The sequence below is a fragment of the Streptomyces sp. NPDC054887 genome (genome assembly GCF_053610585.1).
In genome coordinates, this window is the sequence record NZ_JBSGYQ010000024.1 from 30,272 (window position 1) to 43,495 (window position 13,224).

The window sequence follows — 13,224 nt, forward strand, 5'->3', positions numbered from 1 at the left end:
GGGTGAGTACCATTCCCGAGTTCCGCACCCTGCCCGTTCCCGATGGCCTCGAGGGCGAGCGCGTCGACGCCGCCATCTCCCGGATGTTCGGGTTCTCCCGCACGAAGGCGGCCGAGCTCGCCGCCGCCGGGAAGGTCCAGGTCGACGGGTCGGTGGTCGGGAAGTCCGAGCGGGTCCGCGGCGGGGCCTGGCTCGAAGTCGAGATGCCGCAGGCCGCAGCGCCCGTACAGATCGTCGCCGAGCCCGTCGAGGGCATGGAGATCGTGCACGACGACGACGACATCGTCGTCATCGACAAGCCGGTCGGCGTCGCCGCGCACCCCAGCCCCGGCTGGACCGGCACCACCGTGATCGGCGGCCTCGCCGCCGCCGGCTACCGCATCTCGACCTCCGGCGCGTCCGAGCGCCAGGGCATCGTGCACCGCCTCGACGTCGGCACGTCGGGCCTCATGGTCGTGGCCAAGTCGGAGCGGGCGTACACGCTGCTCAAGGCGCAGTTCCGGGACCGCGTCGTCGTGAAGAAGTACCACGCGCTGGTCCAGGGCCACCCCGACCCGATGAGCGGCACCATCGACGCCCCCATCGGGCGCCACCCCAACCACGACTACAAGTGGGCCGTGACGGCCGAGGGCAAGCCCTCCGTCACGCACTACGACCTGATCGAGGCCTTCCGGGCCGCCTCGCTCCTCGACATCAAGCTGGAGACCGGGCGCACGCACCAGATCCGCGTGCACATGTCCGCGCACCGGCACCCCTGCGTGGGCGACACCACGTACGGCGCCGATCCGACCATGGGCAAGCGGCTCGGCCTCACGCGGCAGTGGCTGCACGCCATGCGGCTCGGCTTCGAGCACCCCTCGGACGGCCAGTGGGTCGAGTTCCAGAGCGCGTACCCGGCCGATCTCCAGAAGGCGCTGGACGTGATCCGGGCCGAGAGCGAGTGAGCGACCGGCCCGTGCCTGCCGCCGGGCACCGGGCCGTACGCCGCGCGCTCTAGCGCGGCCCGGGACCGCTCGCGGGGCCACAGCTCGTCGCTGTGGCCCCTTTTTGCTGTGCCGCAATGGTTAGGAAACTTTCCCAACACCCTTGACGGCAACTGTAAACAATCCTAACTTTCAGGCGAACTCCCGTACCGGAACCCCCACCCGAAGGGAGCACAACCCATGCGCAAACCCCTGCTCTTCGCCTCCGTGCTCGGCATCGTGATGGCCCTCCAGACGCCCGTCGACGCCACCGAGGCCCCCAGCCCCCTCTCCGCCAACGGCCGGCTCGAGGTCTGCGGCCGCCAGCTCTGCGACGAGCGGGGACAGGCCGTCCAGCTCCGCGGCATGAGCACCCACGGCACGCAGTGGTACGCCCGCTGCGTCACCGACGGATCGCTGGACGCTCTCGCCGGCGACTGGCGCGCCGACGTGCTGCGCGTCTCGACGTACGTGCAGGAGGGCGGTTACGAGACCGACCCGCAGCGCTTCACCGCGCTCGCCCAGAAATTCGTCGACGGCGCCCACCGGCGCGGCATGTACGCCGTGATCGACTGGCACATGCTGGACCCGGGCGACCCGGACTTCAACCTCGCGCGCGCCAGGACCTTCTTCACGGCGATGGCGAAGAAGTACAAGAACCACCCCGGCGTGCTCTACGAGATAGCCAACGAGCCCTCGGGAGTGAGCTGGCCGAAGATCAAGGCGTACGCCGAGAAGATCATCCCCGTCATCAGGGCCCAGGACCCGGACGCCGTGGTGCTGGTCGGCACGCGCGCCTGGTCGTCGTTCGGCGTATCGGAGGGCGCGGACGAGCAGGAGGTGGTCCGCAACCCCGTGAACGCCTCCAACATCATGTACACCTTCCACTTCTACGCCGCCTCGCACCGGGGCGAGTACCTCGACGCGCTCAACCGCGCCTCCGACCGGCTCCCCGTCTTCGTCACCGAGTTCGGCACGCAGGACTACGCGGGCGAGGGCGCCAACGACTTCGCCCAGTCCCAGCGCTTCCTCGACCTGATGAAGCGCAAGAAGATCTCCTGGACCAACTGGAACTACTCCGACGACCACCGCTCGGGCGCCGTCTTCAAGACGGGCGCCTGCGACGGCGGAACCTGGGCCGGAACCGCCGTGCTGAAGGAGGCCGGGGTCTGGATCCGCCAGCGGATCCGCGAGTAGTGGCACCCTTGGGGTCTTGATCGTCGAGACTCCGAACCGCCGGAAGGTGCGCCGTGGACCAGTTGGCCCTGCTGTTCCTGCTGCTGCTGGGGGCCGTCGTCACAGTGCCCCTGGGGGAGCGTCTCGGGCTGCCGGCACCCGTGCTGATGACGGTCGCCGGGATCGTCCTGGCGCTGCTGCCGTTCGTGCCCAACGTCGAGGTCCCGCCCGAGTACATCCTGCCGCTGGTCCTGCCGCCCCTGCTGTACGCCGCCGTGCAGCGCACCTCCTGGCGGCAGTTCGCCGCGAACATCAGGCCCATCCTGCTGCTCGCGGTGGCGCTCGTCTTCGTGACGACGGCGGCGGTGGCCGCGGTGGCCGGCGCCCTGGTTCCCGGGCTGCCGATCGCCGCGGCCATCGCGCTGGGGGCGCTCGTCGCCCCGCCCGACCCGGTCGCGGCCACCGCCGTGGCCGGGTCGCTGGGACTGCCGCGGCGGCTCGTGTCGATCCTGGAGGGCGAGGGTCTCTTCAACGACGTGACGGCCATCGTGCTCTACCACGTGGCCGTCGCGGCGGCGGTGAGCGGCACGTTCTCCTGGCCGGACGCGGTCGGGGACTTCGTCCTGTCCGCCCTCGTGGCCGTCGTCGTCGGGTTCGCGCTCGGTTGGGTCACCGACAAGCTGATGGGCTACCTCGGGGACACCACCCTCCAGATCAGCCTGACGCTGCTGGCCCCCTTCGTCGCCTACGTACTGGCCGAGGAGTTCAAGGGATCCGGTGTGCTCGCCGTGCTCGTCATCGCGCTGTACCTCGCGGAGCACGCCGTCGACGCCGACGACGTGCTCGGCCGCCTCGCGGGGAACACCTTCTGGCAGATCGTGGACACCCTGGTCACCGGAATCGCCTTCGGCCTCATCGGACTTGAGCTGCACAACGTCTTCGGCACGGCCGACGAACGCCTGGGCGAGATGCTCGGCTGGGGCGCGGCGGTCGTCGCCGTGGTCGTCGGCGTACGGCTGGTGTGGCTGCTTCCCGCGACCTGGCTGGCCAAGCGGCTGCACACGCTCCGCGACTACGACGAGGACATCCCCGTCAGCTGGCGCGAGACGGTCGTCATGTGGTGGTCGGGGATGCGGGGCGTCGCGTCGGTCGCGCTGGCGCTGGCCATTCCGCTCAGGACGGACGACGGCTCGCCGTTCCCGGCACGGGACGAGATCGTGTTCATCGCGTTCTGCGTCATCATGGCCACCCTGCTCGTCCAGGGGCTGACCCTGCCGCGCCTGGTGCGCCTGCTCGGCGTCACCGCGGACACCGGCGCGGAGCGCGAGCTCGAACACGACCTGGCGGTACGGGCGGCGAAGGCGGCCAAGCGCAGGCTCAAGGAGATCCAGGAGGTGGAGGAGCTGCCGGACGACGTCCTCGACCGGCTCCAGCGCGGGGCCCTGGACATCGGGGCCAGGATCAGCCCCGAAATCGTCGACGACGAGCGGCGGGAGGCGTTCGCGCAGCGCGCCGAACGGGCCAAATCGGTGCACCGGATCCAGCGCGAGCTGATGTCGGCCGCGCGGCACGAGGTGCTCTCCGCGCGCAGCGAACCCGGCGCGGACCCCGAGGTGGTGGACCGGGTGCTGCACCACCTGGACGTGCGCAGCCTCCGCTAGCGGTCCACCACCCCCGGAGGGCGGCCTAGCCGCGGCCCGTGCGCGGCTCGTCGTCGGGGACCGGCTGCTTGCCGTTCGGCGGAAGATCCGCCGGGGCGGTGGCGATGCGCGGCAGGGCGTACGGGTGCTTCTCGGTCAGCCAGGCGATCAACTGCTCGCGCACGGTGCACCGGACCGTCCACACGTCGTCCGCGTCCTTGGCGGTGACGACCGCCCGTACGACCAGGGTGCTGGGCGTCGTGTCGGTGACGGCCAGGCTCCAGTCGCGGCCGTCCCACGCCTTGCACATGCCCAGGATCTCCCTGAGCTTCTCGCGCATCAGGTCCACCGGCGCGGTGTGGTCCAGGTGCAGGAAGACGGTTCCGGTCATCTGGGCGCCGCCGCGCGACCAGTTCTCGAACGGCTTGCTGGTGAAGTACGACACCGGCATGGTGATCCGCCGCTCGTCCCAGGTGCGTACGGCCAGGAACGTCAGCGTGACCTCCTCGACCACGCCCCACTCGCCGTCGACGACCACCGTGTCCCCTATGCGCACCATGTCGCCGAAGGCGATCTGGAAGCCGGCGAAGAGGTTGCCGAGGGTCGACTGGGCCGCGACACCCGCGACGATGCCGATGATGCCGGCCGAGGCCAGCATCGACGTGCCGACCGCCTTCATGCCGGGGAAGGTCATCAGCATCGCGCCCGCCGCCACCACCGCCACGACCGCGGTGACGATCCGCATGATCAGCGTGACCTGGGTGCGGACCCGCCGGACCCGCGCCGGGTCACGCGTCGAGGACGCGTAGCGGGCGTACGACGACTCCACGACGGCGGAGGCGATGCGTATCACCAGCCAGGCGCCGGCGCCTATCAGCACCAGCGACAGGACCTGGCCTATGCCGGCCCGGTGGTTCTGGACGATCGCCAGGGCGGTCTTCTCGTACGCCCCTCTCAGGACGGCGGCGAGGATCAGGACCTGGAGCGGCACACGGCAGCGGCGCAGCAGGCCCCACAGCGGGGTCTCGTGGTGACGGGCATCGGTCCGGCGCAGCAGAAGGTCGGCGGCCCAGCCGACGACCAGCGTGAGCACGACCGAGCCGCCGATGACGATCAACGGGCGCAGTACGTTCTCCATGACTCCGACGCTCAATGGGAGGATGGCGGGATGGACATCATGCTTTTCCACTCCGTCTACGGTCTGCGCCCGGCGGTGCACGCCGCGGCAGAGCGGCTGCGTGCCGCCGGGCACCAGGTGCACGTGCCCGACCTCTTCGAGGGCCAAACTGCCGAAACCGTGGAGCAGGGCATGGCGATCAAGGACGGCATCGGCCGGGACGAGCTCCTGCGCCGCGCCGTCCTCGCCGCCGCCCCGCACTCCGAGAACGGTCTCGTGTACGCCGGTTTCTCCTTCGGCGGTTCGGTCGCCCAGAACCTGGCGCTGGGCGACGAAAAGGCCCGTGGCCTGCTGCTTCTGCACGGAACGTCGGACATCGCCGAGGACGCGGCCGTGCACGACCTGCCCGTGCAGCTGCACGTCGCGGAGCCGGACCCCTTCGAGTCCGAGGACTGGCTGAACGCCTGGTACCTGCGGATGCGGCGGATCGGCGCGGACGTGGAGATCTACCGCTACCCCGGAGCCGGTCACGTCTTCACCGACCCGGACCTGCCGGACTACGACGCCGACGCGGCGGCGCAGACGTGGAAGGTCGCGGCCGGGTTCCTGGCGACGCTCTGATCCCCGGCGCCGCGCCGCTCCCTCGACGGGCCCTGGCCCACGGCGCTCCGGGCGGCACAGGCCCGGCGGCTCTACGGGCGCGTGCAGCGGCCGGTCGGGGCGCTCGCCGGCGGACGGCACAGGTGGTTCCCGTGGGCCGCGCTGTCGGCGACCCAGCGCCCGACGCACTGGCCGGGTGTCGTACGGCCGCGCGCGGCGCAGAAGGACAGCGCCGCGCGGCCGTCGGCGAAGGGCCCGGGGGCGTAGATCACCCAGTACCCCGGCCGGAACGAGCGGAAGTCGTCACTCCGCAGCACTTGAGCCTCGGGCACCTGCTGCCGGACCGCGGCGAGGCGGCGTTCGAGCGCGGCCCGGCCCGTGGTCAGCGGCTCGGAGTGGAGCTGCGCGACCCAGCTGTCCGCGACGGAGGGCCGCCCCGGCGAGGACGCGGTGGGCGGTACGGAGCCCGTGGGCGCAGCCGGTGACTTCGCCGTGCCCCGCGTCTCGCCGGTGGGCGCCCCGCCGACGCCCCTCGGGGTCTGCCCCTCTTCCTGCTGAAGTGTGGTGTACGCCACAACGCCCAACAGGGTCAGGGCGATCACCGCGGCGGCGGCCAGCGGCGCCCGGACCCGGCGCGCCCGCGCGGGAACCGTCGCGGCGGCGCCGTGCGGACCGGGGGAGGGCACGGCGTGCGGCGTCGCCGGTACGGGAGCGCGGGACCCGGGAGTCTCGGTCCGGGTCGGCGACGGAGGTACGGGAACGCCCGGCGGCGCCGGGGCGTGTCCTGCCTCGGCGGCGGCGAGCAGCGCGTCGAGCCGTTCGGCGGCCGGGCGCGCGGCGGCGTCCCGTACCAGCAGCTCGGTGAGCACCGGGCCGAGCGGCCCGGCCTGCCGGGGCGGCGGCACCGGGTCGTCGAGCACGGCGGCCAGCGTGGCGAGCGTGCTGCCGCGCCGCATCGGGCTCACGCCCTCGACGCAGACGTACAGCGTCATGCCGAGCGACCACAGGTCGGACGCCGGGACGTCGGCGCCGCCGCGGACGCGCTCGGGGGCCATGTACTCGGGCGAGCCGATCACCTCCCCGGTCATGGTCAGGGGAGTGGCGTCCTGGACGGCGGCGATGCCGAAGTCCGTGAGGACCGCGCGGCCGTCGGCCCGCAGCAGCACGTTGGCGGGCTTCACGTCCCGGTGGTGGATGCCGGCCGCGTGGGCGGCGCGCAGCGCGGCGAGGATCTCGCGGCCGGTGCGCGCCGCCTCCCGGGGCGGCAGGGGGCCTTCCTCCAGGCGGTGCTGGAGCGTACGGCCCGGCAGGAGTTCCATCACGAGCCAGGGGTGCGGCTCTTCGTCGATGATGTGATGGATCGTCACCACGTGGGGGTGGCTGATCCTGGCCAGCGCACGGGCCTCGCGCAGTACCCGCTCCCGCAGGATGCGCGAGGCCTCGGCGCCGCCGGCCGGCTGCGGGCCGTGGGACCGGACCTCCTTCAGGGCGACCTCGCGGTGCAGGGCGGTGTCGCGGGCGCGCCACACCGTGCCCATGCCCCCGCTGCCGAGCCGCTCCAGCAGCTCGAAACGCCCGTCGACGATGTCCCCGATGTCCCCCGGCCCGTTCATGGCGTCAGGGTAGAGGACCCCGTGGTCAGCCCGCGCGGTAGGCGGTCCAGCTGTCCGTCATCCGCGTGACCTGGCCCGCGGTGAACTGGTACATGCAGTTGTCGTACGTGTAGTCCATGAAGTTGTGGACCGGGTCGACGCCGGGCTTGCTGGCGCAGGAGTCACGGCCCGTCGGGCACTGGTACGCGGCGCTCTTCTCGGCCGGGGTGTCGGTGACGTAGTCGCCGTTTCCGTTGCAGCCGCCCTGGAACGTGTGGTAGAGGCCCAGCCAGTGGCCGACCTCGTGGGTGGCGGTGTCACCCTCGTTGTAGTTGGCGGAACTGCCGCCGGGGAGCGACTTGTCGAGGACGACGACGCCGTCCATGCTCGGGTTCGAGTTGTACGAGCTCGGGAAGGTCGCCCAGCCGAGCAGGCCGCCGCTGAGGTTGGCGGTGTAGAAGTTCAGCGCGCCGGCGCCGCCCTTGCGCAGGGTCGACTTCATCTGCTTCTCGGCGGTCGAGCCGGACGCCAGGTTGTACCAGGAGGCGTTGTCCGTGTAGTCCGTACCGGCCAGCGTGAACTGGAAGTTCGAGTTGACGTTGCCGGTGCCCTGGCCGCCGAAGGCCGAGTTGAGGACCGCCATCTGGTTGTTGATGTCGGTCGCCGAGAGCTTGCCGGTGGTCCCGCTGTGCACGACGTGGAAGTACACGGGAATGGTGGTCACGGCGGAGGCGGAGAAGCCCCGGGCCGCGCCGCCCGACGTGCGCAGCTTGTCGAGTCTCTTGCGCAGGTCCGCGTCCATGGCCTGGGCCTTGGCGGCGGTCACCTCGTTGGGCTCGTGGGCGTGCTGGTCGCCCGAGGGCCGCGCCTCGCGGGCGGCGCTCACGCTGGTCTCCTCGGCGCACTTGTCGGCGGGCGCCTTGGCGACGGCGACCCCGGCGGGGGCGGAGAGGGTGGAGAGGGCCAGGGTTCCGGCCATCACCGCCGTACCGATGAACCGCTTGCGCAGAAGGGGGGATATACGGGCAAGAGCACGCACGTTGACTCCTCGCGGGGGTGGACGAGGGTGGGTTTTCCTCGCCGCTGCCCGGAGGTTATGTGTGCATGTCAGAAGTTGCAGAGAAGCGATCAAGCCCAATCAATCCGTGAACCAATTGGGGCATCGGGAAGAAAACTTTCGGCCTGGTCCGGACTTTGAGATGCGCGGGTAAGCCGTGGGGCTACCGAGGCGGGCGGTGTGTCCGTATTCGGATGGCGAATTAACACCACCCGCCTCCTGGCGTGATCTACCCGTAACAGGCTGCGTGATGGCCGAAAATCGACTGTCAGCGCACCGGCTGGTTCACCCGCTCGACCTTCTGCGTTCCGCTGAGCGTGCGGTACGAGCGCGTCCACCGCGAAGTGGCGTCCTGCCGCGTCTTGTCGGAGACGACGTAGTAGTCCATCTGCGAGCGCTCGCTCGTGACGTCGAGGACGCCGTACCCGTGGGAGTCCATGTCCACCCACTTCACATGGCGGTTGGCGGCCCTGACGGCCGTCGATGCGACCAGCGAGACGGTCTGCGGGGCGACGTGCAGGATGTCGTCCAGGTTGTCGGAGGACACCGACGTGACGACGAACTCGGTCGCCGCCGAGGCCGACAGCGGGTACGTCGCGGCCTTGACGGGCACGTCGTTGGCCCATGCCATGTGGATGTCGCCGGTCAGGAAGACGGTGTTGCGGATCGCCCGGTCCCTGAGGTGGGCGATCAGCTCCTTGCGGTCGTCGGTGTAGCCGTCCCACTGGTCCACGTTGACCGCCAGGCCCTCCTTGGGCAGCCCCATCAACTCGGCCAGCGGCTCCAGCAGATGGGCCGGTACGGATCCGAACGCCACCGGCGAGATCATCACCGACGTGCCGACCAGCTTCCAGACGGCGTCCGAGGAGGCGAGGCCCGACTTGAGCCAGTCCAGCTGGGCCCGGCCGGTGAGCGTGCGCTCCGGGTCGTCCACCGAGCCGCTGCCGGTCTTCGCCTGCTGGGAGCGGAAGGATCTGAGGTCCAGGAGGTGCAGATCGGCCAGCTTGCCGAAGCGCAGGCGGCGGTAGACGGTGCCCTCGGTCGAGGCGCGGACCGGCATCCACTCGAAGTACGCCTGCTTCGCGGCGGCCACCCGCGCGGCCCACTCGCCCTCGGCGCCCGGCGTGTGGTTCTCGGCGCCGCCGGACCAGGCGTCGTTGGCCATCTCGTGGTCGTCCCAGATCGCGACGACCGGGTGCGCGGCGTGCAGGGCCTGGAGGTCGGCGTCCGTCTTGTACTTGCCGTGGCGCGTGCGGTAGTCCGCGAGCGTGACGATCTCGTGCGCCGGCTCGTGCTGCCGTACGACGTAGGGGGCTGTGGGGTAGCCGCCGGTCGCGTACTCGTACAGGTAGTCGCCCAGGTGCAGCACCGCGTCGAGGTCGGTGCGGGCGGCGAGGTGCCGGTACGCCGAGAACCAGCCCGACTCCCAGTTGGCGCAGGAGACGACTCCGAAGCGCACCCCGGGCGTGGCGGCGTCGGCGGCGGGGGCGGTGCGGGTGCGGGCGACGGGGGACACCGCGTCGCCCACGGTGAAGCGGAAGTAGTAGGTGGTCGCCTCGGCGAGACCCCGCACGTCGACCTTGACGGTGTGGTCGGTCGCGGCCCGCGCCGTCGTGGCGCCCCGGGCGACGGTCTTGGAGAACGCCTTGTCCTCGGCCACCTCCCAGGCCACCGTCACGTCGGGCCCCTTGCCGGAACCGGGGACGGCGTCGGGGGCGGGGGTTATTCGGGTCCACAGCAGGACGCCGTCGGGCAGCGGGTCCCCGGAGGCGACTCCGTGGAGGAAGGCGGGCGCCGGTGCGGCGGTGGCCGCGACGGCGGTGCTCGGGCCGGCAGCGGCGACGACGGGAACGGAAACAGCGGTGGCGGCAGCGGCCTTGACGACCGTGCGGCGGCTGGGGGATGAAGTGAATCGACTGGTCACGGCCGTACATTACTGATCAGTACGGCCCAAGGGCGGGCAAACGCCGAAACGTTCGCCCGCCCTTGGGTGAAGTGCCGTGTGTGGGTTACCCCTTGAGCGCCTTGTCGATCGCGCTCTTGAACTCCTCGGCCGTCATCGGCGGGTTCTTGCCGTCCGAACCGGTGACGGCCCTGCCGTCCATCCGCAAGGCCGGAGTGCCCTTCACGCCGCTCTCGTCGAAGACCGCCGACATCTTCAGCGCCCACGCGTCGAAGGTGCCGTCCTGCACGTTCTTCCGGAACTTCTCGTTGCCCTTGAGCGCGTCCACCTCGTCCGCCACGTCGAGCAGGTAGTCGTCGTCGGCGAACTTGTCGTCCTGCTCCGCCGGGTGGTTCTTCTGCGCGTACAGCGCGCCCTTGTACTCCAGGAACGCCTCGGGGCCGACGTCGAGCGCGGCGCCCAGCGCGCTCAGCGCGTTCCGCGAGCCCTCGCCGGGGATGGTCCTGTCGATGAAGGTGGCGCCGATGTACTTGAGCCGGTACTTGCCGGCGTCGACGTCCTTCTTGATCGTCTCGCCGTTCGCCTGCTCGAAGGTGGCGCAGACGGGGCAGCGCGAGTCCTCGTACAGCTCCAGCGTCTTCTTCGCGTCCTTCTTGCCGACGACGACCGTCGTGCCGTTCTCGCCCTCGCTGTTGGCGGGGGTGACGACCTTCTTCTCGTTCTTGGCGGCCTCCCAGGCGGAGGGCTGGTTGGCCTGCATGACGCCGTAGCCGACGCCGCCGGCGACGGCGAGGACGCCGACGACGGACAGGGCGACGATCACCTGGCGGCGGGTCCTGTCCTTCTTGGCCTGGCGTTCGCGCTCGACGCGCAGCCGCTCGCGGGCGGCTGCCTTGTTGGCCTGGTTGTTGCGTGCGCTCATGGCGGTGTTCTCCGTACGGGAAGTGAGAGTGAGGGGTGAGGGCCGGGCTCAGGCGAATGCGAGTGCCGGGCGCGGCGGGCCCCTGCGTCCTACGGAGTGCACGAACAGGCGGCCCGGAGCGGGGGTGCGGACCCGGTGGGCGGGCCGCGCCGCCGGGCGTACGGGCGGGCGGGCCGCGCCGGCCACGGCGACGGCGATCAGCAGCGGCCGGAAGGTGGACACGGCCACGCCGCGCAGCAGACCCGCCAGCGCCGCCTCACCGCGCCGCAGCCAGGCGGCGGCGAGCAGACCCACCGCGACGTGCGCGGCGAGCAGCATCCAGGGCAGCGCGGGATCGGGGGAGCCGAGGAGGGCCGCGACGCTCCCCTCCGGGCCGGCGGCCGCCACGAGCGGAGCGCCGAGGCCGCCGTCGGCCCCGGTCCCGCCGCACAGCACGTCGAACCCGACCGAGCGCAGGGAGCCCGCCACTGGACCGCCCGCGGCTCCGTAACACAGGTGCTGTCCGGTGGTGAAGACGGTGTCGGCCGCCAGCTCCAGCGGTACCAGCAGGCCGGCGATCGCGCCGAAGCCGCGCTCGCGCCCCGCCAGGGCGTAGGCGACGGCGAACACGGCGGCGGCGATTCCCGCCACCGGGGTCAGCGGCAGCGGCGCCCGCGAGAGCAGGACGTGGGAAGCGGCGGAGAGGGTGACGACGAGCGCGGTGAACACCGCCGCGCGCACCACCCTCAGCTGCGTCCCCGAAACGTCCATGGAACGTGAGTTTGCCACGGCCGCCTGTAAGGGAGTCCTAAAGCCGTGGCGGACCGGCCGCTCAGAGGCCGGGGATCCGGCCGTTCCTGAACAGGTCGACGAAGATCTGGTGGTCGGCGCGCGCCCGCGCCCCGTACGTGTGCGCGAAGTCCACCAGCAGGTCCCCGAAGCTCTCCTCGTCGCCCGCGATCGCCGCGTCGATCGCCCGTTCCGTGGAGAACGGCACCAGCGAGTGACCGCTCTCGTCGTCCGCCGCCGAGTGCATCGTGGCCGTCGCCCGGCCGAGGTCGGCGACGACCGCGGCGATCTCGTCCAGGTCGTCGATGTCCGACCAGTCCAGGTCCACGGCGTACGGCGAGACCTCCGCGACCAGCTGCCCGGTCCCGTCCAGCTCCGTCCAGCCGAGCCACGGGTCCGCGTGCGCCTGGAGCGCGCGCTGCGAGATCACCGTGCGGTGGCCCTCGTGCTGGAAGTAGTCGCGGACCGCGCCGTCCGTGATGTGCCGGGACACCGCCGGGGTCTGCGCCTGTTTCATGTAGATGACGACGTCGTTCTCCAGGGCGTCGCTGTTGCCTTCGAGCAGGATGTTGTACGACGGCAGGCCGGCCGATCCGATGCCGATGCCGCGCCGCCCGACGACGTCCTTCACCCGGTAGGAGTCCGGGCGGGTCAGGCTGGCCTCCGGGAGGGTCTCCAGATAGCCGTCGAAGGCCGCCAGCACCTTGTACCGGGTGGCGGCGTCGAGGTCGATGGAGCCGCCGCCCGCGGCGAAGCGGCGTTCGAAGTCGCGGATCTCGGTCATCGAGTCGAGCAGCCCGAAGCGCGTCAGCGAGCGGGCGGAGCGCAGCGCGCCGAGCAGCGGGCCCTCGGCCGTGTCGAGCGTGAAGGGCGGCACCTCGTCGTTCTTGGCGCCGGTGGCGAGCGACCGGATCCGCTCGCGGTAGGCGGTGGCGTACGTCAGCACCAGCTCGGTGATCTGCTCGTCGCTCAGCGCCTTCGTGTAGCCGATCAGGGCCACGGAGGCGGCGAAGCGCTTGAGGTCCCAGGTGAAGGGCCCGACGTACGCCTCGTCGAAGTCGTTGACGTTGAAGATCAGCCGGCCCTGGGAGTCCATGTAGGTGCCGAAGTTCTCGGCGTGCAGGTCGCCGTGGATCCACACCCGTCCGGTCCGCTCGTCCAGGTACGGGCCGCCGTGCTGCTCGCGCTCCAGGTCGGCGTAGAACAGGCAGGCCGTGCCCCGGTAGAAGGCGAACGCGGAGGCGGCCATCTTGCGGAACTTCACCCGGAAGGCGGCCGGGTCCGCGGCCAGCAGCGTGCCGAACGCGGTGTCGAAGACGGCGAGGATCTGCTCGCCGCGCTGCGCGGCGTCTGTCTGCTGGACCGACATCGCCGGTTGCCTCCTGGTGCATGACGTCTTTGACAAAATGGACAGGGCGTTCCCCGTCTCCAACGCCCGACCGTACTCGTGAGTGCCCCTGCGCTGTCAGTCGGCCGACGTAGACTTC

At 71.3% G+C, this 13,224-nt stretch carries 11 protein-coding genes; 4 read left to right on the forward strand and 7 right to left on the reverse strand.

Features of this window, described 5'->3' with window-relative positions; translation table 11 throughout:
- The first annotated feature begins 2 nt into the window (after nucleotides 1–2).
- The 3 genes from ACWGH0_RS15940 (at nucleotide 3) to ACWGH0_RS15950 (ending at nucleotide 3,799) form a co-directional block, all read left to right on the forward strand.
- A complete protein-coding gene (locus ACWGH0_RS15940; RefSeq protein ID WP_138897745.1) occupies nucleotides 3–944 on the forward strand; it encodes an RluA family pseudouridine synthase in 942 nt (313 codons plus the stop codon).
- Between the two features lie 261 nt (nucleotides 945–1,205).
- Nucleotides 1,206–2,159 (forward strand): glycoside hydrolase family 5 protein, encoded by a 954-nt coding sequence (locus ACWGH0_RS15945; protein WP_453404792.1) that lies wholly within the window; start codon nucleotides 1,206–1,208, stop codon nucleotides 2,157–2,159.
- A gap of 53 nt (nucleotides 2,160–2,212) precedes the next feature.
- Nucleotides 2,213–3,799, forward strand: coding sequence for a Na+/H+ antiporter (locus tag ACWGH0_RS15950; protein WP_453404734.1), 1,587 nt, complete (start codon nucleotides 2,213–2,215; stop codon nucleotides 3,797–3,799).
- A gap of 25 nt (nucleotides 3,800–3,824) precedes the next feature.
- On the opposite strand, the gene ACWGH0_RS15955 is transcribed toward ACWGH0_RS15950, so the two are convergent.
- Nucleotides 3,825–4,916: a mechanosensitive ion channel family protein gene (locus ACWGH0_RS15955; protein ID WP_453404735.1), complete on the reverse strand. Its 1,092-nt coding sequence runs from the start codon at nucleotides 4,914–4,916 to the stop codon at nucleotides 3,825–3,827.
- A 30-nt stretch (nucleotides 4,917–4,946) separates the two neighbouring features.
- On the opposite strand from ACWGH0_RS15955, the gene ACWGH0_RS15960 reads away from it, so the two are divergent.
- A complete protein-coding gene (locus ACWGH0_RS15960; RefSeq protein ID WP_453404736.1) occupies nucleotides 4,947–5,516 on the forward strand; it encodes a dienelactone hydrolase family protein in 570 nt (189 codons plus the stop codon).
- Nucleotides 5,517–5,587: 71 nt separating this feature from the next.
- Here the strand turns inward: ACWGH0_RS15960 and ACWGH0_RS15965 are convergent, their stop codons facing one another.
- The 6 genes from ACWGH0_RS15965 to ACWGH0_RS15990 all read right to left on the reverse strand — a co-directional run bounded on the left by ACWGH0_RS15965 (nucleotide 5,588) and on the right by ACWGH0_RS15990 (nucleotide 13,106).
- Nucleotides 5,588–7,108, reverse strand: a complete 1,521-nt coding sequence (locus ACWGH0_RS15965; RefSeq protein WP_453404737.1) for a protein kinase domain-containing protein — start codon at nucleotides 7,106–7,108, stop codon at nucleotides 5,588–5,590.
- Nucleotides 7,109–7,133: 25 nt separating this feature from the next.
- On the reverse strand, nucleotides 7,134–8,126 hold the full coding sequence (locus ACWGH0_RS15970) for a zinc metalloprotease (protein ID WP_453404738.1): 993 nt from the start codon (nucleotides 8,124–8,126) through the stop codon (nucleotides 7,134–7,136).
- Nucleotides 8,127–8,412: 286 nt separating this feature from the next.
- The gene (locus ACWGH0_RS15975) at nucleotides 8,413–10,068 is read right to left on the reverse strand and encodes an alkaline phosphatase D family protein (protein WP_453404739.1); all 1,656 of its coding nucleotides are present in this window, start codon (nucleotides 10,066–10,068) and stop codon (nucleotides 8,413–8,415) included.
- 85 nt (nucleotides 10,069–10,153) lie between these two features.
- Nucleotides 10,154–10,969, reverse strand: coding sequence for a DsbA family protein (locus ACWGH0_RS15980; protein WP_453404740.1), 816 nt, complete (start codon nucleotides 10,967–10,969; stop codon nucleotides 10,154–10,156).
- A gap of 48 nt (nucleotides 10,970–11,017) precedes the next feature.
- Nucleotides 11,018–11,719 carry a hypothetical protein gene (locus tag ACWGH0_RS15985; protein ID WP_453404741.1) on the reverse strand — a complete coding sequence of 234 codons (702 nt, stop codon included), beginning with the start codon at nucleotides 11,717–11,719 and terminating at the stop codon, nucleotides 11,018–11,020.
- Between the two features lie 61 nt (nucleotides 11,720–11,780).
- A complete protein-coding gene (locus ACWGH0_RS15990) occupies nucleotides 11,781–13,106 on the reverse strand; it encodes a DUF2252 domain-containing protein (RefSeq protein ID WP_453404742.1) in 1,326 nt (441 codons plus the stop codon).
- Between the last annotated feature and the right edge of the window lie 118 nt (nucleotides 13,107–13,224).

Coding starts and splice junctions, on each gene's coding strand:
- ACWGH0_RS15965 (WP_453404737.1), bottom strand. CDS start 7,108: ATGAACGGGCCGGGGGACATCGGGGACATCGTCGACGGGCGTTTCGAG.
- ACWGH0_RS15955 (WP_453404735.1), bottom strand. CDS start 4,916: ATGGAGAACGTACTGCGCCCGTTGATCGTCATCGGCGGCTCGGTCGTG.
- ACWGH0_RS15980 (WP_453404740.1), bottom strand. CDS start 10,969: ATGAGCGCACGCAACAACCAGGCCAACAAGGCAGCCGCCCGCGAGCGG.
- ACWGH0_RS15945 (WP_453404792.1), top strand. CDS start 1,206: ATGGCCCTCCAGACGCCCGTCGACGCCACCGAGGCCCCCAGCCCCCTC.
- ACWGH0_RS15985 (WP_453404741.1), bottom strand. CDS start 11,719: ATGGACGTTTCGGGGACGCAGCTGAGGGTGGTGCGCGCGGCGGTGTTC.
- ACWGH0_RS15990 (WP_453404742.1), bottom strand. CDS start 13,106: ATGTCGGTCCAGCAGACAGACGCCGCGCAGCGCGGCGAGCAGATCCTC.
- ACWGH0_RS15960 (WP_453404736.1), top strand. CDS start 4,947: ATGGACATCATGCTTTTCCACTCCGTCTACGGTCTGCGCCCGGCGGTG.